Origin of the sequence: Caballeronia sp. ATUFL_F1_KS39 (genome assembly GCF_023630985.1) — a bacterium.
Classification (GTDB): domain Bacteria; phylum Pseudomonadota; class Gammaproteobacteria; order Burkholderiales; family Burkholderiaceae; genus Caballeronia; species Caballeronia zhejiangensis.
Genome location: NZ_JALQDZ010000004.1, coordinates 65,029 through 84,560 on the forward strand (window position 1 = coordinate 65,029; position 19,532 = coordinate 84,560).

The window sequence follows — 19,532 nt, forward strand, 5'->3', positions numbered from 1 at the left end:
CGGCTCAGGCGGTCAGCACTTCGAAGGCGAGCACGGCCAGGATCGCGCCGACATTCGCGATGACGGCTTCGACGAGCACGCCTCGCCATGTCGCCGGTCGGAACCTGATCGCGAGCAGCAACGCGGTCGAAAGCGCGATGGCGATCATCGCGACGAGATGAGCGCTCTCAACATGAATACGCATGCCCGGCCTCCTTCTGGTTCGCGGCACAAGTTTTCCGCGCATCGTTTTTGTCGAACTTCTTTCGAGTATAGGCAGCGGCATATTTACTGGAAAGCGGACAAAAAAGTCATTTTGCCGCCAGCTTGCCGACTGGCACCGAGTGTTAATTTAAATACTCGTTGATTAAAGGAATTTTCCTTTCGGAGCAGGTACAAACCGCGTATGTGCGCCAGCCCGTCCGGCGGCGCGCCGAAACCGCAGGTCCGTGGAGCATTCGCCAGATGACTTCCCCGACGACACGTTCTCTCGAAGTCGATTTCTTTCGAGGAATCGTGCTGCTCATTATCGCGGTCGACCATATAACGGGAAGCGTGCTATCGCGCTTTACGCTGCACCAGTATGCGTTTTGCGATTCCGCCGAAGTTTTCGTGTTTCTCGGAGGTTATGCGTCGGCGGCGGCTTATACGGCGCTTGCGACTCGCCGTAGCGATTCAGCCGCCCGCCGACGCTTTTTCAAACGCAGTTGGGAAATTTATCGCGCGTATCTGTTCACTGCGTTTCTGATGCTGGTCGGCGGCGCGATCCTGATGGCGCTTCAAGTCGACACGCCGATGGTCCAGTACACCGAGTGGCCGAACTTTCTCACGCGGCCGTTCGGCCTTGCGGTCGATATCGTGCTGTTGCGTCAGCAGCCGTATCTGTCGGCGGTTTTGCCGATGTATTCGGTGTTCGCGCTCGCAGTCCCGGCGATCGTGCCGCTCGCGCAGAAGAAACCCGTCATCGCCATTTTCGGCAGCCTGCTTGTGTGGCTCGCGGCCATGCCGCTGCTGCGCTTCCTGCCGGGCACATACGGCGAAGCGTGGTCGTTCAATCCGTTCGCGTGGCAGTTGATGTTCATGACCGGCGTGCTCGCGCGCGTGCAGCCGATCAGCGACGAATTCCACGCCGGCCGATTCGCGCGCTGGCTGACCGCCGGGGCGATCGCGCTGGCGCTGACCTTCGCGTTCGCCAAGCTCTTCCTCGAAACGCAGGCGCCGCCGGGATACATGAAGCAGAATCTCGCGACGCTGCGCATCGTGAGCTTCGCCGCCATCGCGTGGATCGTCGCGCGCGGCGTGTATGCGGGCTGGGTCGGCAAGCTCGCACGCAGGCTGCCGGGCGTCGTCACGATCGGCCAGCAGGGGCTCGTGTGCTTCATCGCGGGCACATGCGTGTCGCTCGTGCTCGATTCGGCGCTGCGCGCGATGGGCGTGCTCGGGCTCGGGCGGTATCCGTCGCACTGGATTCTGGGGCTGATCGCCGATGGCATCGCCATTGTCAGCCTGCTTGCGCTCGCGCGCTTCTGGGCGGATCGGAAGGCGGCGAAAGCGGCGCGTGCGAAGAGCGTCGAGCGGCCGGCGCCGCGTATGCCCGTCATCGAGGGCAGGCCGGTCCCGGCGCACGCCACGAACCGGCGCGATCGCTGAGCGCGCCGGTTTCTCTCGTGCTTACTCCAGCGTGATGTGGCGCGTCTCGCGCATACACAGCACGGCGATCAAACTCACCGCCGCAGCCGCCGACACATATCCGCCGACCCACGCGAGCCCGCCGCGATTGGCGAGCAATTGCGCGATGTACGGCGCCACCGATGCGCCCAGAATCCCGCCGAGGTTGTACGCGACGCCCGCGCCCGTGTAACGCACGTTGGTCGGGAAGAGCTCGGGCAGGAGCGCGCCCATCGGTGCGAACGTGACGCCCATCAGGAAGAGCTCGATCGTCAGGAAGAGCGCGACCTGGATCGTGTCGCCGCTGCCGAGGAGCGGAGCCATCGCGAAGCCGGAGAGGATCGCCAGCAGACAGCCGACGATCAGCACCGGCTTGCGTCCGAAACGGTCGCTCGCGATCGCGGAGATCGGCGTGGCGAGCGCCATGAACACCACGGCGAGGCACAGAAGGCCGAGGAAGGTCTCGCGCGCGAAATGCAGTTTGGCCACGCCGTACGACAGCGAAAACACCGTCGAGATATAGAAGAGCGTGTAACAGACGACCATCGCGAACGCGCCGAGCAGCGTCGGCACGAGATGGCGCCCGAGCAGCGTCGCGACCGGCACCTTGACGCGTTCTTCGCGCTCGACGGCCGCGCGGAACGCCGGCGTTTCCGCGATCTTCAGGCGCACATACAGGCCGAGCGCGACCAGCACCGCGCTCACGATGAACGGCACGCGCCAGCCCCAGCTGCGGAATTGCTCATCGGAGAGCGAGAGCGCGAGACCGAAGAACAGACCGTTCGACGCGAGAAAGCCGATCGACGGCCCGAGCTGCGGAAACATGCCGAAGAGACCGCGTTTGCCCTTCGGTGCGTATTCGGTCGCGAGCAGCGCCGCGCCGCCCCATTCGCCGCCCAGCCCAATGCCTTGGCCGAACCGCAGGATGCACAGGAGGATCGGGGCCGCGCTGCCGATCGAATCGTAGCCGGGCACGAAGCCGATGAGCGTCGTCGAGAGGCCCATCACGAGCAGCGAGGCGACGAGCGTCGATTTGCGGCCGATGCGATCGCCGAAGTGTCCGAAGATGAACGAGCCGATAGGCCGCGCGAAGAACGCGATGCCGAAGGTGACGAACGCCGAGAGCGCCTGCGCGGCGGGCGAGTCGTGCGGAAAGAACACCGGTCCGATGACGAGCGCGGCGGCGGTCGCGTAGACATAGAAGTCGTAGAACTCGATCGCGGTGCCGATGAAGCTCGCGAAAATCACGCGGGAAGCGCTTTGGGATCCGTCGCCGGGCTTTGCGGCGGAAAGCGAGGGTGAGGCCATGTTGTCTCCGTTGTCGTGTTGCCTTGGTGCGAAGCATTGTCGCGCGCATCGCCGGGCAAGAGCGATCGGAATGACGAACGATGTCGTCGTCCGGCGCGCGTCAGCTTTTTGTAGGGATTGCGATGCAATGGCGGGAAAGCCAGGGTTGGACGGCGCGTGAGTGGCGCGCGGTGTCGCGGCGCAGTTCGGCTGCGCTCGGGCGCTGCGCCGGACGCGCGGGGTGAGCGCGAGGCGAAGGCCACGCCGGAAGCGGGTCCGGCCGGGGTGCAAAAAAAATTATAACGAGCGTGCCGGCCGAGCGCCAATCAATCAATGGTCGTGGCTTGCGGCGAATGGGACGTCTGTAGCTGGAACTGGCCGTTGTCGTTGAACATCCAGCCTTCGAAAAGCTCCAGTTGGCCGTTGCCGTTCAAAAGGCGCGGGGGCGGCGCGGGCAGCGGCGATGCGCGGCGCAGCGAGGCGAGCGCGGTGGCTTCGGCTTCGTCATCGCCGTTGGTGCGATACACCGACGATTCGACGAGCCGCCCGCCGCGATCCACCGTAAACGACACGAGCACGAACGAGCGCAGCATCGCTTGCGGCGTGCCCTTCAGCACGAGCGACGGATTGCGCTCGAAGATGCGCTGCGCGATGCGCGCCTTGTACTCGTCGAGCGTTTGACCGGAGACGGCCGGCGCGGGCGCGCGCGCAGCCACGACGCTGGGGGGCGGGGTGATCGCGCAGGCGCTCATCGCCGACGCAAGGACGAGCGCGGCGGCGGTACGGCGAAGACGTGACGCGGACATCGCAACAATGGCGGGATGACGTTACTTAAATGGTAGTCGCTGCAAGGCCGTCAGCGAACCGAATTCGTGCGCCCGGACGCATTCAGGCGCGCGTTTTGCTGCCGATGCTTTCATTCGAAAGCACTTTAAGGAGGGCGCCATGAACAGCGAGACCAACCGTCCGGAAGACGGAAAGACGGCCGAGCACAGCGACAACGAGAAAAGCAAGCTGCCCGAGCGCGATGACGACAACCGCAAGCAAGGTCCGAACGACAGGCCGGGCAAGCAGTCGGGTGAGGGCGAGGCGCCGGTCGGCTGAGTCGTGCATGGCGTGTGCGGTATCGGCGGCGCGGTGCTAATGTGGAAAGGGGATGTCCCCGGATTTCGGGAGAATGCCATGACACGCAAGAACGATCCTGCACCGTCGGGCGCGCCCGCAACGAAGCAGCAACCGGCTTCCGCGGCGCATTCGAAGAGCGAATCGCAACGCGCCGCGCCCAAACAGGACGCTGCGAAGGCGGAGCCGGTTCCGCACGTCCGGCCGCCCGTCAGATCCGATGACAATTGAGCGTTCGGTTTCGATTATTCGGTGTAGGGCTTGACGAGTTCGGCGCAGCGCATCGGCGCGGCAGATCTGACCGCGCCGGTTTCGGCCGCGCGCGTTTCCACGCAGCGGTAGAGGCTATTGTTTTTCTGAAGCACGTAGGTGTCTTCGGGAAGGCCGGAGTTGCGCGCGGCCACGCTCGTTACCGCGACGATCCCATATCCGTTTTGAATCAGGTCGAAGAGCGTTGTTTCGGTCGCGCGCCATTGCGCGTTTGGCTGAGGCTGGGCATGCGCCGACAGGCTCACGGCGGCGATGCAGCCGACGAGGATGGGCATGATGCGGCCTGACTTCATGGGCGACTCTCCGCGTTGTGATCGATGAGGCGGTTAGATGGCGTTATGGCCGTAGTGTTCACGTCGATTGTTTCTCGGGGCGTGGCATCGGACGAAAAAAAGCCTCGCGAGTGCGAGGCCCAAGTCCAACCTTTCCCATTGAAGACCTCCTTCGAATCGAGCATGGGGGAAACTCGGAAGGAGGCAGAAGGGAAGATACGTGGCTCCGGAGACGTCGGATAGGCGTTTTGTCTGAAATTGATGGTTCAGGATAGCGAAGCAACGGCCAGCTTGGCGCGTTCGAGCGCGTCGCGAAAACGGAGCGGCAAAAGACAAAGCCCCGTAAGCGTTTGAACTTACGAGGCTTGATTTGATCTGGCGGAGGCGGTGAGATTCGAACTCACGGAAGGATCGCTCCTTCGCCGGTTTTCAAGACCGGTGCCTTAAACCGCTCGGCCACACCTCCAGCAAGGCGCGTATTGTAGCGCAACTCGCAGCCGCGCAGGAACGCTCATCCTTCGAGCGATTTCGTCGCCTTGAGCGCGGGAAAAAGGCGCATCCACAACAGCGCGACGACAATCGTGCCGATTCCGCCGATCAGCACCGCCGGCACCGCGCCGAGCAGTCCCGCCGTCATCCCCGATTCGAACTCGCCGAGCTGATTCGACGTGCCGATGAACAGCGAATTGATCGCGCCGACGCGTCCGCGCATTTCGTCGGGCGTCTGCAACTGCACGAGCGACATCCGCACGACGACGCTGATCACATCCGACGCGCCCAGCGCCGCCAGCGCAATCAGCGACACGTAGATATTGCGCGACAGTCCGAAGACGATCGTCGCGATTCCGAACGCGATCACCCCGCCGAACAGCGCATTGCCCGCGCGCTGCCGCAGCGGAAAATGCGCGAGCCAGATCGATCCGGCCAGCGCGCCGGCCGCGGGCGCCGCGCGCAGAACGCCGAGTCCCCACGGTCCGGTATGCAGGATGTCGCGCGCGTAGACCGGCAGGAGCGCGGTCGCGCCGCCGAGCAACACGGCGAAAAGATCGAGCGACAGCGCGCCCAGAATCACCGGCTTGCTGCGAATGAAACCGATACCCGAAAAGAGCGCTTCGAACGAGAGCGGCGCGCGCATACGCACGGCTTCGTCGATTCTGATCGCGGCCACGGCGCACGCCGCGACGAGAAACGCGACGCTCACCGCGCCGTACACGGTCAGCGCGCCGAACCCGTAGAGCACGCCGCCCATCGCGGGACCCAGGATCTGCGCCGTCTGATTCGCCGACGTCGACCACGCGCTCGCATGCTGCAACTGATTGCGGGCGACGAGATTGGGCAAGAGCGCGGCCATCGACGGCGATTCGAACGCGCGCGCCGCACCCGTCACGGCGGCGATCGCGTAGATCGGCGCGACATCGTGCCAGCCGTGCCACGCGCCGAGACACAGCACGAGCGCGGCGATGCCCTCAATCGACTGGCACACGTACGCGATCACGCGTCTGTCGTAACGGTCCGCAACGTGCCCGACGACGAGCGTCAGCACGAACATCGGCAGGAATTGCGCGAGGCCGACGAGACCGAGCGCGTAGGCGCTATGCGTGATCGAATAAACCTGCCATCCGATCGCGACCGACATCATCTGAAACGCCACCGACGACATCACCCGAGCGCTCCAGAAAAGCGCGAACGGGCGATGCCGCATCACCGAGTTCGGCGCCATCGTCGGCGCGCTCAATTGTGCGGATCCTTCAAGAACAGTTCCTGGAGATCGTTGAGAAAGCGTTGGCCGAGTTCGGTCGGCGCAATGCGTTCGATGTCGCGCGTGATGAGCCCGCGTTTTTCCGCTTCGGCGAGCGCCGGCTCGATCGCGGACAGCGCCAGTCCCGTGCGCTCGACGAACGAATGCACCGGAAAGCCTTCGACGAGCCTAAGCGTGTTCAGCATGAACTCGAACGGCAGATCGCGCGGACCGACTTCGCGTTCTTCCTGGATCGCGGTTTCGGCCGGCGAAAGCGCGTGATCCATATAGCTCGAAGGATGCTTGAAGCGCGCCTGACGCAGAATCTTGGACGGAAACGACAGCTTCGTATGCGCGCCCGCGCCGATGCCGAGGTAATCGCCGAAGCGCCAGTAGTTCAGGTTATGCCTGCTCTGACGGTGCGGCTTCGCATACGCCGACACTTCGTAGCGCGCGTAACCGGCCTCGCGCGTGCGCTCGTGGATCCAGTCCTGCATGTCGGCGGAAGCGTCGTCGTCGGGGAGCGCGGGCGGGTATTTGGCGAAGACCGTGTTCGGCTCCATCGTCAGGTGATACAGCGACAGATGCGGCGGCGCGAACGAGATGGCCGTCTCGATATCGTGCTTGCACTCGTCGAGCGATTGCTGCGGCAGCGCGAACATCAGATCGAGATTGAAGTTGTCGAAGTGCTTCGCGGCGATCTCGACGGCTTTTTTCGCCTGCATCGCATCGTGAATGCGGCCGAGTGCCTTCAAATGCGCCTCGTTGAAACTCTGAATGCCGATCGACAAACGATTCACGCCGCTCGCGCGAAACGACGCGAACTTGGCCGCCTCGAACGTGCCGGGATTGGCTTCGAGCGTGATTTCGGCGTCGGCATCGATGGGCAGCAGCGCGCGCGCATCGGAGAGAAGGCGGTCCAGCCCTTTCGCCGATAACAGCGATGGCGTGCCGCCGCCGATGAAAATCGTATGCACCTGCCGTCCCCACACGAGCGGCAGCGCGCTTTCGAGATCGGCGCGCAGGGCATCGAGATAACGTTCTTCGGGAAACGTGTCGTCCTTCCACTCGTGCGAGTTGAAGTCGCAGTACGGACACTTGCGCACGCACCACGGGAAATGCACGTACAGCGAAAGCGGCGGCAGCGACGTCAGCCGGATGCTTCCCGGCGACGTGAACGCCTGCACGATGTTGATCGTCTTCGGTCCGGCACTCACGCAAGTTCCTTCAGTCGTTGCAGTAATTCGCGCAACGCGAGCGCGCGATGGCTGAGCGCGTTCTTGCGCGCGGGATCGAGTTCGGCGGCGGTCGCATCGAGCGTCGGCAGGAAGAAGTGCGGATCGTAGCCGAAGCCATTTGCGCCGCGCGGCGCATCGATCACTTCGCCATGCCAGCGGCCTTCCGCGATGAGCGGCTCGGGATCGTCCGCGTGACGCACGAGCACGAGCACGCAGAAGTAGTAAGCGCGGCGATCCGTGTGCTGAGCGAGGTCGGCGACGAGCTTCGCGTTGTTCGCGGCATCGCTTTTGGCGCCGCCGCTCATCGACGCATAGCGCGCCGAATACACGCCCGGCGCGCCGTTGAGCGCGCGCACGCAAAGGCCGGAATCGTCGGCGAGCGCGGGCAGGCCGGTGAACGTCGCGGCGTGCCGCGCCTTCGCCAGCGCGTTCTCGACGAAGGTCGGGTGCGGTTCGGGCGCTTCGGGCACGCCGAGTTCGCCCTGCGCGATCAGTTCGATGCCCGCCGCATCCAGCAGCGATGCGAATTCGCGCAGCTTGCCCGCATTGTTCGATGCGAGCACGACGCGCCCAAGACCATTGACGTCAGACACCGCGAATCCCCAGTGCTTCCTTCTGCTTCAGGATCAGCGCCTTGATGCCGCTGTCGGCGAGCGCGATCAGCTCGTTCATCTCGTCGCGCGTGAAGGGCGCGCCTTCCGCCGTGCCCTGCACTTCGACGAAGCCGCCCGCGCCCGTCATCACGACGTTCATGTCGGTATCGCATTGCGAGTCTTCGTCGTAGTCGAGATCGAGCACGGGCGAGCCTGCGAAGATGCCGACCGAAATCGCCGCGACGAAATCCTTCACCGGCGACTTCGCGATCCTGCCCGACGCGAGCAGTTTGCCGACCGCATCGTGCGCGGCGACGAACGCGCCCGTGATGCTCGCCGTGCGCGTGCCGCCATCGGCCTGAATGACGTCGCAATCGATATGCAGCGTGCGCGCGCCGAGCGCGTCCAGATCGAACACCGAGCGCAATGCGCGGCCGATCAGCCGCTGAATCTCCTGCGTGCGGCCCGTCTGCTTGCCGCGCGCGGCTTCGCGGTCGCTGCGCGTGTGCGTCGCGCGCGGCAGCATGCCGTATTCCGCGGTGAGCCAGCCTTGCTCCCGGCCGCGCAGAAACTCGGGCACGCGCTCGGCGATGCTCGCCGTGCAGATCACCTTGGTATCGCCGAATTCGACGAGCACCGAGCCTTCCGCGTGCTTCGTGTAATGCCGCGTGATGCGTACGTCGCGCAGCTGATTCGCACGGCGGCCGCTCGGACGCGGGGGAGAAGGCTTGAGCAGGGGAGAGTCGGTCATGGATGTCGGAAGAAGAGTGTGGAACCAGCAAACCCAGCGATTTTATCGTCATTCACTTTCAGGCGTTGCGCGTGCGCCATGCGCACCGGTCCGCCGTCCGGGCGGCTTTCGCGGTAAAAATGGGATAATGCGGGTTCCTCGCCCGGCGGCCCAACGCAGGCCACTCACAGGCACTTTCGACAGCGCCGGGCGTTTCGTATCGAATGGGTCTTCGCAACGAAGGCTCTCTATCGCGAGACGTACCATGATCTACAGCATGACAGGCTATGCCAGCGCGACGCGCGAAGTCGTCGCGGATGGCGCGGGACCCAATGGCGCGGGCGGTTCGGGCGTCGGTGTATCGGTGGAATTGCGCACGGTGAATTCGCGCTTTCTCGACCTGAACTTCCGCATGCCCGAAGACGTGCGCGCGACCGAGCCGCAATTGCGCGAAATGCTGATGACCAAGCTCTCGCGCGGCAAGGTCGATATCCGCATCAACCTGAATCGCGTCGAGCAGACGGCAAACGCGGGCGCGCTCAATCGCGACGCGCTCACGCAGCTCGCCGCGCTCGAACGCGCCGTGCTCGATATCTTCCCCGACGCCGAGCGCATGCGTACCGGCGAAATCCTGCGCTGGCCCGGCGTGCTCGCGGAAAGCTCGGTGTCGCAGGAAACGTTGCGTGAGGCCGTGCTCGCGTGCGGCAAGCAGGCGATCGCCGATCTCATCGAAGTGCGGGCGCGCGAAGGCGCGGCGCTCGGCAAAGTGCTGATCGACAACGTGACGGAGATGGAAACGATCGTCGCGCGCATCACGCCGCTCGTGCCGGAACTCATCGCGAAGCATCAGCAGAAAATTGTCGAGCGGCTGCAGGACGCGCTCGGCATCGCGACGACCGAAGGCGGCGGCGCGGTCACGACGAGCGTGCCGCGCGAGGAAATCGCCGAGCGTATCCGCCAGGAAGTGACGATGTACGGCATTCGCATCGACATCGCGGAAGAATTGCAGCGTCTCACCGCGCATCTGAACGAAACGCGCCATGTGCTGCAAAAGGGCGGCAAGGTCGGCAAGCGTCTCGACTTCATGATGCAGGAGCTCAACCGCGAAGCGAACACGCTCGGCTCGAAGGCCGCCGCGAAGGAACTCGCCGACGCATCGATGACGCTGAAACTGCTCATCGAGCAGATGCGCGAGCAAGTACAGAATCTGGAGTAACGCAACATCATGCCGAATACCACGCATCGCTCGCACAGCCATTACACGGGCATCTATCCGGGCAACCTGTTCATGGTCGTAGCGCCCTCGGGCGCGGGCAAGTCCACGCTCGTGAACGCGCTGCTCGCCGAGGACAAGGACATTCTGCTGTCGGTTTCGTATACGACGCGCGAGGCGCGCTCGAAGGAAACCAATGGCGTGCAGTATCACTTCGTGTCCGTCGATGAATTCATGGAGCGGCGCGACAAGGGCGAGTTTCTCGAAAGCGCCGAAGTGCACGGCAACTACTACGCGACATCGAAGCTGTGGATCGCGGAGCAGATGAAGCAGGGCCATGACGTGCTGCTGGAAATCGACTGGCAGGGCGCGCAGCAGGTGAAGAAGCAGTTCCGCAATGCGGTGGAGATTTTCATTCTGCCGCCGTCGCTCGATGCGCTCGAAGACCGCCTCAAGAAACGTGGCCAGGATTCCGAAAAAGTGATCGTGCGGCGTCTGCTCGCGGCCGGCAGCGAGATGGCGCATGCATCGGAAGCGGAGTATGTCGTCATCAACGAGAACTTCGATCGCGCGCTTAACGAACTGCGCTGTCTCGTCGCCGCGACGCGCCTGCGCTTCACGTCGCAATACGCACGCAACACGCAGCTTTTCGTGGACCTCGGCATCCACTCCACGCCGCAAGCGTGACGCATTGCAGTGGCCGGGTCGATCGGTCACATAAGGTAGAATAAAACCCATATTCCGAAGGAAACAAACATGGCCCGCATCACTGTCGAAGACTGCCTGAAACAAATCCCGAATCGCTTCGAGCTCGCGCTTGCGGCAACGTATCGCGCGCGCCAGCTCGCACAAGGCCACACGCCGAAGATCGAAAGCCGCGACAAGCCGACCGTCGTCGCGCTGCGCGAGATCGCCGCGGGCCAGGTTGGCATCGAAATGTTGAAGAAGGTGCCCGTCTAAGGGCCGCAGTTCCACACGGTTTCATTTTTTGCAACCGACAACCCAGCGCGTCACGTCACCACGGAGGGGAAGATGAGTCAGACACCGTTGCCCATCTCCACCGCCGTGGATCCCGATATCGAAGTCGACGCCGACTCGATGCTCGATGCCGAAAAGCCGCACGCGGCGCGCAAGTACATCGACGCGGTTCTCGAACAATCCTTCCGCCATCTGTTCGGGCCGACCGCCACGCCGGAGCAGCCGCGCAAGCACGACGTCGTTTCCATCGCGAAACTCACGAACGCGCTCGCGAGCTACATCACTCCGGAAGAGATCAAGGAAGTCAAGGCGGCTTTCCACTTCAGCGACGAAGCGCACCTCGGCCAGTATCGGCAGAGCGGCGAGCCGTACATCACGCATCCGGTCGCGGTCGCGGAAATTTGCGCGGGCTGGAAGCTCGATGCGCAATCGATCATGGCGGCGCTGCTGCATGACGTGATCGAAGACCAGGGCGTGACCAAGACCGAAATCGCGGAGCGCTTCGGGGCCAAGGTCGCGGAACTGGTCGACGGCTTGTCCAAGCTGGACAAGATGGAATTCCGCAATCGCGAGGAAGCGCAGGCGGAAAACTTCCGCAAGATGCTGCTCGCGATGGCGCGCGACGTGCGCGTCATTCTGGTCAAGCTCGCGGACCGGCTGCACAACATGCGCACGCTCGGCGCGGTGCCGCCGGAAAAGCGCAGGCGCGTCGCGCGCGAGACGCTGGATATCTATGCGCCGATCGCGCATCGGCTCGGTCTGAACAATACGTATCGCGAATTGCAGGATTTGTCGTTCGCGAACTTCAATCCGAATCGTTACGCGACGCTCGAAAAAGCGGTGAAAGCAGCGCGCGGCAACCGGCGCGAAGTGGTCGGCAAGATTCTCGAAGCGGTGCAGCGCACCATCGCGGATGCGAAGATCAACGCGGAAGTCACCGGCCGCGAAAAAACGATCTACAGCATCTACAAGAAGATGCGCGACAAGCAGTTGTCGTTCTCGCAGGTGCTCGATGTGTACGGCTTTCGGGTCGTCGTCGAGGGCGCGCTCGAATGCTATACGTGCATCGGCGCGCTGCATGCGCTCTACAAGCCCGTGCCGGGCAAATTCAAGGACTACATCGCCATTCCGAAGGTGAACGGCTATCAATCCTTGCACACGACGCTGGTCGGCCCGTTCGGCGCGCCGATCGAGTTCCAGATCCGCACGCGCAAGATGCACGAGATCGCCGAGGCGGGCGTCGCGGCGCATTGGCTCTACAAGAACGGCGGCGCCGATCTGAACGACGTGCAGAAGCGCGCGCATCAATGGCTCAAGTCGCTGCTGGACATTCAGAGCGAGGCGGGCGACTCGAGCGAGTTCCTCGAACACGTCAAGATCGACCTGTTCCCGGACGCCGTCTACGTGTTCACGCCGAAGTCGAAGATCATGCCGCTGCCGCGCGGCGCGACGGCGCTCGACTTCGCGTATTCGATTCACAGCGACCTGGGCAACCAGTGCGTCGCGGTGAAGATCAACAACGAACTTCTGCCGCTTCGCACGGAGTTGAAGAGCGGTGACATCGTCGAGGTGATCACCGCACCGTACTCGAAGCCGAATCCCGCGTGGCTCGGCTTCGTGCGCACCGGCAAGGCGCGCTCGGCCATCCGTCACTATCTGAAGACGATGCGACTGAACGAGTCGGTCCAGTTGGGCGAGCGGCTCGTCGATCAGAGTCTCAAGGGTTACGGTCTCGCGCTATCCGACGTCACGCCGGAAGTATGGGAAAAGCTCGTGCTTTGGACCGGCAACAAGACGCGTCAGGAAATCTTCGCCGATATCGGTCTCGGCCGGCGCGTGGCGGCGGTCATGGCCAAGCGCATCGAGGTGCTGATGAACGGCATCGCCGATGACGAAGATCACCCGCATCGCGAGCATCACAACACGAATACCGCGCCGCCGGTCGTCATCACGGGTACGGAAGGCATGTCGGTGCAACTGTCACCGTGCTGCCGACCGATTCCGGGCGACGACATCATGGGCTATATCGGCATCGGACTCGGCATGGCCATCCATACGACCGAATGCCGCGTGGCGCAGCGCATCCATCGGCGCGATCCGGGCCGCTGGATCGACGTCGCGTGGGCGCCGCAGCCGGGCCGTCTGTTCGACGTCGCCGTCAAGGTGCTCGTGAAGAACACGAAGGGCGTGTTCGCGCGCGTCGCGGCGGACATCACGTCGGCGGACGCGAACATCGTGCATATCGCGATGGACGAAGACGTGTCGCAGGAAGCGAAGCTGCTGCGCTTCGTGATCCAGGTGAGCGACCGCGTGCATCTGGCGAACGTCATGCGCCGCGTGCGCACCAATCCGGACGTGATGCGCATCGCGCGCGAGCGTCCGAGCGACGAACCGCATCACCGCAATCAGGACGGCGGCATGCGCATCGACCGCGAGCGCGCCGACTACTGACGCGGCGCGGGTATGCGGCGTGCATGCCTGTCGTCGTTCGACGAACAGGAGAGAGCGCCGTAATGAACACATCCGATCTCGAAGGCGCCACGCTCGACTACTGGGTCGCGCGCGGGCTGCACGAATTCATCCGGGAAATCCACTTCACCGATAGCGGCGAGACGCTGTCCATTCGCGGCAACGATCGCGGCAAGCCCTGGGACGGGCGTTTCCTGCCATCGACGTCATGGGATGCAGCGGCCGTGGTTCTGGAGCGCGCCTGCAAGCTCCAGATGCACGACCACGGGCGCGGGGAAGTGGTCTGCACCGTCACGTTCGGCAAGGACGGCAAACCCGTGGAAGGGCGCGGCGCGTCGCTACGCATCGCCTTGCTGCGGGCGTTCGTGCGGCATGCTTTCGGCGATGCCGTCGACGACGAATTCCCGCGCCGTTCTCAGACGCTGCTCGGCGCGCGGGCTGAGGCGATCGGGGAGTCGAGCGCGGTGGCTTCGGTGGAGGATGTGCCGAGGCCGGACCTGGGTATCGGCGATATCGGCTCGGTGCCGCGACAGTAGATTGCGCGCTACGATCGGGACAAACAAAAAGGGCCTTCCGTCTGGAAGGCCCTTCGAAAGATGGCGCGGCTGGCAGGATTCGAACCCACGACCCCTTGGTTCGTAGCCAAGTACTCTATCCAACTGAGCTACAGCCGCACGCAAAACGGTACAACACTATGTTACTTCAACGCGCTAATGGTTAAGCGCTTGATGACCTCGTCAGAGCGAGAACATCCGAAAAGGTGGCGCGGCTGGCAGGATTCGAACCCACGACCCCTTGGTTCGTAGCCAAGTACTCTATCCAACTGAGCTACAGCCGCACGCAAAACGGTACAACACTATGTTACTTCAACGCGCTAATGGTTAAGCGCTTGATGACCTCGTCAGAGCGAGAACATCCGAAAAGGTGGCGCGGCTGGCAGGATTCGAACCCACGACCCCTTGGTTCGTAGCCAAGTACTCTATCCAACTGAGCTACAGCCGCACGCAGAAGCGGAATTATAGCCAAGCCTATTCTGAAAAGGAAGGGGTTTTGGCCAGAATTTCGAATTTTCGGTCGATGCGCCTCCGACGAAAGATGGCCTCGACGTGGTAAGTTGATGTTTCGAAAGCAAGTACATTCCGGAATTCGACATCAATCGGCAACGAGCGGCATCATGAACAAGGCATTTGTCAAAGAGTCGGACGACACCGACGACGACCTCGAACTCGGCCAGCCCGACGTCCCGGCGGGCACGAAGAACTACATCACGCCTCAAGGCCATCAGCGGCTGCGTGACGAGTTGCTGCAGCTTCTCGATACGGAGCGCCCGGAAGTCGTCAGGCTCGTTTCGTGGGCCGCTTCGAACGGCGATCGCTCGGAGAACGGCGACTACATCTACGGCAAGCGGCGGCTGCGCGAGATCGACCGGCGCATCCGCTTCCTGGGCAAGCGCCTGGATCTCGCGGAAGTGGTGGACAGCAGCAAGCAGGAGAATGTCGATCAGGTGTTCTTCGGCGCGACGGTGGACTACGCGGGCGACGACGGCGACGTGAAGACGGTGACGATCGTCGGCGTCGACGAAGTCGATCTGGATCGCGGCTACGTGAGCTGGATCTCGCCGGTCGCGCGCGCGCTGCTAAAGGCGAAGATCGGCGATACGGTGCCGTTGCACACGCCTGCAGGCATTCAGCAGATCGACATCCTGGACGTCCGATATCCACGCTGAAGCGACGCGCAACGACGAAAAAAAAGCCGCTCCGAAGAGCGGCTTTTCTACAGCGGGACTGCTTGTGAAGCTTAGAAGCGGTGACGCATGCCGACCGTCGCCGAAACCTGGTTGCCGTTCGACGACATACCAACGCCGTTGATCACCGCGCCGACCGGCAGGCCGTCCTGGTCGGTCATGTGCTGGTATTCGCCTTGCAGGTAGACGTCGGTGCGCTTCGACAGCGCATACGCCGTTTGCAGGCTGAACTGGTGGAACTTCGGCTTTTCGCCTTCGATACGGCTATCCGTGTACGTGTACGCACCTGCGATCGACAGAGCCGGCGTCAGGTTGTAGCGGCCGTTCACTTCGTAGTTCGTGAAGCGCATGCTGTCGCCGTTCAGCGCGATGTTGCCAGCGCCTTGCGAGCCGACGTTCGTCAGTTGCGTCGCGTTGTCGAGCATCGTCTGCGTGAACACGAAGCCGACGGTTGCCGGGCCGAACGCGTAGTTGATGCCGCCGCCGAAGATGCGCTGACGCGAAGCGACGAAAGGCGTGTTGTCGGTCGTGACCGCACCGGCCGTGTTGTTCGTCGGCGAGCCGACGTTGTTCAGTTGCATGTACGCTGCAGCAACGTTCAACGGGCCGTAGTTGTACGACGCGCCGACGCTGTACGCACGGTTATCCGCGAAACCGCCGGCTTCGTTCGAGAAGCCGTACATCGCGCCCATCTTGAAGCCAGCGTAGTTCGCGCTCGTGTACTTGACCGAGTTGTTGACGCGGAACGTGTTGTCGAGGTTGTCGTTGTCGAACGGGTGAGCGAACTGCGTGCCGCCGTATTGCGTGCCCGTCAGAGCCAGAGGCCCGAGGAAGTCGACCACGGAGTCATATTGACGGCCGAGCGTGATCGAGCCGAACTGGTTGCTCGACAGACCAACGAACGCCTGACGGCCGAACTCACGACCGCCCTGGCCGTTCGTGCCGTTCATGATGTTGAAGCCGTTTTCCAACGTGAAGATCGCCTTCAAGCCGCCACCGAGGTCTTCCGAACCGCGCAGGCCCCAACGGCTGCCGTTGACCGAACCGCTCGTCGCCTTCCAGTTGCTGTGGCCTTGCTGGTTGTTCGTGTAGGTGATGCCCGCATCGATCAGGCCGTACAGCGTGACGCTGCTTTGCGCATGGGCGGCGGTAGCAAAAACGCCCGACAGGGCGGCGACCATGAGAGTCTTTTTCATCTTTGTAACTCCGAGAGCAGATAGGGCCGGGGACCCAGGCTTTGAGGAAACCTCGCTCCGGCGCGCTGCGAGAGGCGCGGGCGGAGGAGCAATGGATCGGTGTCACCGACACATTTGTTTCCGGACCAGACGAAGTGTAAAGACGGGGTTACAGCGCTAGGCGTTCCAATTTCCACAATAAATCATTGTGGATGCGGCAATGATCGATGGAACGCATATTTTTCTTTATATACAAGGGTTTATCCGCGAATAAAGTCGTAAGAGATGCGGTGTCAACCAAATGACGTTGCGCATGCGCGACACGATTGCCGCAAGAAAACAACGGGAAACTTCTGGAAATTCGATTGTTGAGATATTTGAAACAGAAGTTTGCTGCTTTTGCGGGTAATGAATGCGGGCCGCATCGTTATACTGTCGTCTCTGCTTTCCGAAGCAGACTTTTTCGTTGACGGAAAAAGATCTCCAAACTTTGTCAGCGCGACTTCCCGGTCGCGCTTTTTTTTGCCCGGAGCCTTGTGGGACTTGGGTTCGCGTCCGCGTCGCGAAAGCTTTTGAGCGGCGGCTGCGCGCAGTAAGGAAGCCGCGGCGAGCGTTTCGCATCATTGCTCGAATGGGTCGAGCGGAATCATCGCCGATTTGTTTCATTACATTTAAGTTGCGACTTAGTTTGCAGGCCGGTTAATGTCGGAGAATCGGGCAAGACGAAAGGCGCTGACGATTAATATAATGCTCTGTGCAGCCCGGAGGCACTAAAGTCTTAATATCGTTCGGTATAGGAGAAGCCGCGTTGCGTCGCTGTTCTTTTTCGCCGATAAACCGTGCTTGCGCTATTTTCATTTAATGCGGACCGATTAACTAAGCGAGAAAACGGTCAGCGCGCTAAATGGACGCTGGCGGGCGGCAGCCACGGGCGAGCGCGGCGCAACGGCCCTCGCCCAAGCCTCGCAAGGTTCGCCTTCCTGCGGCTCAGCGAGCCGCGACGGCCGCAAACTCGTATCCTTGATAATCCGGAAATGCTTTTAAGGGTTATCCGCCATTGCGATGCGTTAAATTCAGCATCGGCTTAATGGGAAACTATCAAAATGGTGTGGTTTTAACTGAAGCAAAAACTAGCCAAAACAGCCGACTCGTCCCGCCCACCGACTGTTCCGGTAAAAGTCCGCCGCTTCCGGCTGCGTTAGAATGGGCAATCCAGCATTCGCTCCATCCAAGGCGCATCCCGCCGTCTCTCGCCGTTCACGATGCATCCCGATCCGTCCGCAAGCTACGCTTATCCCTCCGAACCCATCGTCTTCGTCGATCTCGAAACGACCGGCGGCACATTCGGCGTGGACCGAATCACCGAGATCGGCGTTGTCGAAGTCGGGCCGGCGGGCGTGTCGCAGTGGACATCGCTCGTCAATCCGCAGCGGCCGATTCCTTCGTTCGTGCAACAGTTGACGGGCATCACCGATGCAATGGTGCGCGAGGCTCCGACGTTCGAGCAGCTGGCGTCCGGCTTGCTCGACCGCATGAAGGGCCGCCTTTTCATTGCGCACAACGCACACTTCGACCACAGCTTTCTGAAGGACGAATTCCGGCGCGTGGACCTTCGCTTCGCGCCCGACGTGCTGTGCACGGTACAGCTTTCCCGCGCCGTTTATCCGGCGGAAAGCCGTCACGGTCTCGATGCGCTCGTCGCGCGCCACGCGCTCGTGCCGGCGGCGCGGCATCGTGCGCTCGCCGATGCCGATTTGCTGTGGCAATTCTGGCAGCACCTGCATCGCGCGCATGCGCCGGATGTGATGCGCACGCATCTCGAACGCGTGACGCGCCGGTTCCAGCTCGCCGCGCACATCGACGAGGACACGATCGAGCAGATCGTTTCGGGCTGCGGCGTCTACATGTTTTATGGCGACGACGACGCGCCGCTCTACGCTGGCCGCAGCGTGCGCTTGCGTCAGCGTGTGCGTTCGCATCTCGTCGGCCCGCGGCGCTCGGCGAAGGATCTGCGTCTCGCCGCGCTGGTGCGTCGTCTCGAATGGAAGGCGACGGGCGGCGAAATCGGGGCATTGCTGGCCGAGGCGCAATGGATCGCGAGCGCGCGTCCAGCGCACAACCGCGCGCCGAAGTCGCGTTCCGGCGACGTTCGCGGCGCGCCTTGGCCGTATGCGGGTGCTATCGCGATCGAAGAGTGCGATGCGGCATCGGGGCAACGCGCGTGGCATGTCATCGACAACTGGCGCTATCTCGGCACGGCCGGCACGCTCGAGGAAGCCGGCGCGCTGCGCGCAAGCGCGGATTCTCCCGCGTTCGAGCTGTCCACTTATCGAATTCTGAGCGAGCGTCTCGCGCGCGGTCTCGTCGCGACACCGCTTGTCGCCGCAACGCTCGCGTCCGCCATCTGACGCGCCGTCACCCGACCGCGCCCACGCCGCCCGACGCGCAGACGTGCGACAGCGCGCGCATGAGCGGCGCGTTCATCGACGAGTTGTAGCGCGTCAGATGCTTCCATCGCGCGACGCTTTCCGCGAGCCGCACGGGGCAGTCTTCGGCATGGCGGATCGGCTCGACATGCGCGAGCGCCGAGACGAGCGACTGCGTCAGCCGATCGAGCTTCGGACGCGTGTCCTTGGCGAGATCGGGCGGCGCTTCTTCCGGCGCAGCTTTCAGCGCGCGCCAGTTCGCGAAGAGCGCGTTCTGCACATCCTTGCTGGCTTCGATCTGATCGCGAAAGAACTGACGCGCGAATTCGGGATCGACCTGCGCGGCGCCGGCCTTTTCCTCGACGTGCTTGAGCAACGCTTCTTCGCGCGGCGCATCGGTGATCGGCTCGTGATGCGCCCACTTCCAGCGCGCGACCGGCTCCGCGAGTGCGAGCCGTTGGGAGACGAGGGCGATGAGGTTGGTGAACGGAGTGTCGTCGCCGTCTGCATGCACGGAAGAGGGCGCGGCGAACGCAAGCGCACAGGCGAACGCGGCGGAGGCGAGGAGAGAAGGGGGCGATCGGCGGCGCATCGGTATCCGGGCAAAAGCGCCAGAATAGCGCACCGCGG

The 19,532-nt window shown here is 62.9% G+C and carries 20 protein-coding genes and 4 tRNA genes; 10 read left to right on the forward strand and 14 right to left on the reverse strand.

What is annotated here, in order from left to right; all coding sequences use genetic code 11:
* Nucleotides 1–4: 4 nt before the first annotated feature.
* Nucleotides 5–184, reverse strand: a complete 180-nt coding sequence (locus NCR93_RS03770; RefSeq protein WP_008350954.1) for a hypothetical protein — start codon at nt 182–184, stop codon at nt 5–7.
* 260 nt (nt 185–444) lie between these two features.
* On the opposite strand from NCR93_RS03770, the gene NCR93_RS03775 reads away from it, so the two are divergent.
* On the forward strand, nt 445–1,629 hold the full coding sequence (locus NCR93_RS03775; RefSeq protein WP_175981756.1) for an OpgC domain-containing protein: 1,185 nt from the start codon (nt 445–447) through the stop codon (nt 1,627–1,629).
* A 21-nt stretch (nt 1,630–1,650) separates the two neighbouring features.
* Here the strand turns inward: NCR93_RS03775 and NCR93_RS03780 are convergent, their stop codons facing one another.
* The gene (locus NCR93_RS03780; RefSeq protein WP_034471371.1) at nt 1,651–2,955 is read right to left on the reverse strand and encodes an MFS transporter; all 1,305 of its coding nucleotides are present in this window, start codon (nt 2,953–2,955) and stop codon (nt 1,651–1,653) included.
* 305 nt (nt 2,956–3,260) lie between these two features.
* A complete protein-coding gene (locus tag NCR93_RS03785) occupies nt 3,261–3,740 on the reverse strand; it encodes a TonB family protein (RefSeq protein ID WP_175981758.1) in 480 nt (159 codons plus the stop codon).
* A gap of 139 nt (nt 3,741–3,879) precedes the next feature.
* On the opposite strand from NCR93_RS03785, the gene NCR93_RS03790 reads away from it, so the two are divergent.
* Together NCR93_RS03790 and NCR93_RS03795 are read left to right on the forward strand one after the other, a co-directional pair.
* Complete coding sequence (locus NCR93_RS03790) at nt 3,880–4,038, forward strand: hypothetical protein (protein ID WP_008350949.1); 159 nt, start codon at nt 3,880–3,882, stop codon at nt 4,036–4,038.
* Nucleotides 4,039–4,116: 78 nt separating this feature from the next.
* Nucleotides 4,117–4,287: a hypothetical protein gene (locus NCR93_RS03795; RefSeq protein WP_175981760.1), complete on the forward strand. Its 171-nt coding sequence runs from the start codon at nt 4,117–4,119 to the stop codon at nt 4,285–4,287.
* Nucleotides 4,288–4,301: 14 nt separating this feature from the next.
* On the opposite strand, the gene NCR93_RS03800 is transcribed toward NCR93_RS03795, so the two are convergent.
* The 6 genes from NCR93_RS03800 to rph form a co-directional block, all read right to left on the reverse strand.
* On the reverse strand, nt 4,302–4,619 hold the full coding sequence (locus NCR93_RS03800; protein ID WP_034471367.1) for a hypothetical protein: 318 nt from the start codon (nt 4,617–4,619) through the stop codon (nt 4,302–4,304).
* Nucleotides 4,620–4,974: 355 nt separating this feature from the next.
* A tRNA-Ser gene (locus tag NCR93_RS03805) sits at nt 4,975–5,064 on the reverse strand.
* Nucleotides 5,065–5,109: 45 nt separating this feature from the next.
* Nucleotides 5,110–6,318, reverse strand: coding sequence for an MFS transporter (locus tag NCR93_RS03810; protein WP_175981895.1), 1,209 nt, complete (start codon nt 6,316–6,318; stop codon nt 5,110–5,112).
* A gap of 11 nt (nt 6,319–6,329) precedes the next feature.
* Nucleotides 6,330–7,553 carry a radical SAM family heme chaperone HemW gene (hemW, locus tag NCR93_RS03815; protein ID WP_008350946.1) on the reverse strand — a complete coding sequence of 408 codons (1,224 nt, stop codon included), beginning with the start codon at nt 7,551–7,553 and terminating at the stop codon, nt 6,330–6,332.
* On the reverse strand, nt 7,550–8,167 hold the full coding sequence (gene rdgB, locus NCR93_RS03820) for an RdgB/HAM1 family non-canonical purine NTP pyrophosphatase (protein WP_008350944.1): 618 nt from the start codon (nt 8,165–8,167) through the stop codon (nt 7,550–7,552). Before rdgB ends, hemW begins: the two co-directional genes overlap by 4 nt.
* Nucleotides 8,160–8,918, reverse strand: a complete 759-nt coding sequence (gene rph, locus NCR93_RS03825; protein ID WP_008350941.1) for a ribonuclease PH — start codon at nt 8,916–8,918, stop codon at nt 8,160–8,162. The genes rdgB and rph overlap by 8 nt, the downstream gene beginning before the upstream one ends.
* Before the next feature lie 244 nt (nt 8,919–9,162).
* Between rph and NCR93_RS03830 the strand changes: the two genes are divergently transcribed.
* From NCR93_RS03830 to NCR93_RS03850, 5 genes are all read left to right on the forward strand, one after another.
* Nucleotides 9,163–10,113, forward strand: coding sequence for a YicC/YloC family endoribonuclease (locus NCR93_RS03830; RefSeq protein ID WP_008350939.1), 951 nt, complete (start codon nt 9,163–9,165; stop codon nt 10,111–10,113).
* Between the two features lie 9 nt (nt 10,114–10,122).
* Nucleotides 10,123–10,797 carry a guanylate kinase gene (gene gmk, locus NCR93_RS03835; protein ID WP_008350937.1) on the forward strand — a complete coding sequence of 225 codons (675 nt, stop codon included), beginning with the start codon at nt 10,123–10,125 and terminating at the stop codon, nt 10,795–10,797.
* Between the two features lie 69 nt (nt 10,798–10,866).
* The gene (rpoZ, locus tag NCR93_RS03840) at nt 10,867–11,070 is read left to right on the forward strand and encodes a DNA-directed RNA polymerase subunit omega (protein WP_006999799.1); all 204 of its coding nucleotides are present in this window, start codon (nt 10,867–10,869) and stop codon (nt 11,068–11,070) included.
* A 72-nt stretch (nt 11,071–11,142) separates the two neighbouring features.
* Entirely contained in the window at nt 11,143–13,539 is a 2,397-nt protein-coding gene (locus tag NCR93_RS03845; RefSeq protein WP_008350928.1) for a RelA/SpoT family protein, read from the forward strand.
* Nucleotides 13,540–13,601: 62 nt separating this feature from the next.
* Entirely contained in the window at nt 13,602–14,093 is a 492-nt protein-coding gene (locus tag NCR93_RS03850) for a phage protein NinX family protein (protein ID WP_175981762.1), read from the forward strand.
* Between the two features lie 61 nt (nt 14,094–14,154).
* Here NCR93_RS03850 and NCR93_RS03855 read toward each other — a convergent pair.
* From NCR93_RS03855 to NCR93_RS03865, 3 genes are all read right to left on the reverse strand, one after another.
* Nucleotides 14,155–14,231, reverse strand: a tRNA-Arg gene (locus NCR93_RS03855).
* Nucleotides 14,232–14,318: 87 nt separating this feature from the next.
* Nucleotides 14,319–14,395 (reverse strand) — tRNA-Arg (locus tag NCR93_RS03860).
* 87 nt (nt 14,396–14,482) lie between these two features.
* Nucleotides 14,483–14,559 (reverse strand) — tRNA-Arg (locus NCR93_RS03865).
* 172 nt (nt 14,560–14,731) lie between these two features.
* On the opposite strand from NCR93_RS03865, the gene greB reads away from it, so the two are divergent.
* Nucleotides 14,732–15,283 (forward strand): transcription elongation factor GreB, encoded by a 552-nt coding sequence (gene greB / locus NCR93_RS03870; protein WP_008350924.1) that lies wholly within the window; start codon nt 14,732–14,734, stop codon nt 15,281–15,283.
* A 71-nt stretch (nt 15,284–15,354) separates the two neighbouring features.
* On the opposite strand, the gene NCR93_RS03875 is transcribed toward greB, so the two are convergent.
* Nucleotides 15,355–16,497, reverse strand: coding sequence for a porin (locus NCR93_RS03875; protein WP_008350922.1), 1,143 nt, complete (start codon nt 16,495–16,497; stop codon nt 15,355–15,357).
* 1,241 nt (nt 16,498–17,738) lie between these two features.
* Here NCR93_RS03875 and NCR93_RS03880 point away from each other — a divergent pair.
* Complete coding sequence (locus tag NCR93_RS03880; RefSeq protein ID WP_008350920.1) at nt 17,739–18,884, forward strand: exonuclease domain-containing protein; 1,146 nt, start codon at nt 17,739–17,741, stop codon at nt 18,882–18,884.
* 7 nt (nt 18,885–18,891) lie between these two features.
* Here the strand turns inward: NCR93_RS03880 and NCR93_RS03885 are convergent, their stop codons facing one another.
* The gene (locus NCR93_RS03885; RefSeq protein ID WP_008350918.1) at nt 18,892–19,494 is read right to left on the reverse strand and encodes a chorismate mutase; all 603 of its coding nucleotides are present in this window, start codon (nt 19,492–19,494) and stop codon (nt 18,892–18,894) included.
* Nucleotides 19,495–19,532 lie beyond the last annotated feature (38 nt).

What these genes read in the sequence shown, in the direction of transcription:
- NCR93_RS03770 (WP_008350954.1), bottom strand. Translation starts at nt 184, where the DNA reads ATGCGTATTCATGTTGAGAGCGCTCATCTCGTCGCGATGATCGCCATC.
- NCR93_RS03830 (WP_008350939.1), top strand. Translation starts at nt 9,163, where the DNA reads ATGATCTACAGCATGACAGGCTATGCCAGCGCGACGCGCGAAGTCGTC.
- gmk (WP_008350937.1), top strand. Translation starts at nt 10,123, where the DNA reads ATGCCGAATACCACGCATCGCTCGCACAGCCATTACACGGGCATCTAT.
- rph (WP_008350941.1), bottom strand. Translation starts at nt 8,918, where the DNA reads ATGACCGACTCTCCCCTGCTCAAGCCTTCTCCCCCGCGTCCGAGCGGC.
- NCR93_RS03795 (WP_175981760.1), top strand. Translation starts at nt 4,117, where the DNA reads ATGACACGCAAGAACGATCCTGCACCGTCGGGCGCGCCCGCAACGAAG.
- NCR93_RS03810 (WP_175981895.1), bottom strand. Translation starts at nt 6,318, where the DNA reads ATGGCGCCGAACTCGGTGATGCGGCATCGCCCGTTCGCGCTTTTCTGG.
- greB (WP_008350924.1), top strand. Translation starts at nt 14,732, where the DNA reads ATGAACAAGGCATTTGTCAAAGAGTCGGACGACACCGACGACGACCTC.
- NCR93_RS03880 (WP_008350920.1), top strand. Translation starts at nt 17,739, where the DNA reads ATGCATCCCGATCCGTCCGCAAGCTACGCTTATCCCTCCGAACCCATC.
- NCR93_RS03885 (WP_008350918.1), bottom strand. Translation starts at nt 19,494, where the DNA reads ATGCGCCGCCGATCGCCCCCTTCTCTCCTCGCCTCCGCCGCGTTCGCC.
- NCR93_RS03800 (WP_034471367.1), bottom strand. Translation starts at nt 4,619, where the DNA reads ATGAAGTCAGGCCGCATCATGCCCATCCTCGTCGGCTGCATCGCCGCC.
- NCR93_RS03775 (WP_175981756.1), top strand. Translation starts at nt 445, where the DNA reads ATGACTTCCCCGACGACACGTTCTCTCGAAGTCGATTTCTTTCGAGGA.
- NCR93_RS03790 (WP_008350949.1), top strand. Translation starts at nt 3,880, where the DNA reads ATGAACAGCGAGACCAACCGTCCGGAAGACGGAAAGACGGCCGAGCAC.
- rpoZ (WP_006999799.1), top strand. Translation starts at nt 10,867, where the DNA reads ATGGCCCGCATCACTGTCGAAGACTGCCTGAAACAAATCCCGAATCGC.
- NCR93_RS03845 (WP_008350928.1), top strand. Translation starts at nt 11,143, where the DNA reads ATGAGTCAGACACCGTTGCCCATCTCCACCGCCGTGGATCCCGATATC.
- NCR93_RS03785 (WP_175981758.1), bottom strand. Translation starts at nt 3,740, where the DNA reads ATGTCCGCGTCACGTCTTCGCCGTACCGCCGCCGCGCTCGTCCTTGCG.
- NCR93_RS03850 (WP_175981762.1), top strand. Translation starts at nt 13,602, where the DNA reads ATGAACACATCCGATCTCGAAGGCGCCACGCTCGACTACTGGGTCGCG.
- NCR93_RS03780 (WP_034471371.1), bottom strand. Translation starts at nt 2,955, where the DNA reads ATGGCCTCACCCTCGCTTTCCGCCGCAAAGCCCGGCGACGGATCCCAA.
- NCR93_RS03875 (WP_008350922.1), bottom strand. Translation starts at nt 16,497, where the DNA reads ATGAAAAAGACTCTCATGGTCGCCGCCCTGTCGGGCGTTTTTGCTACC.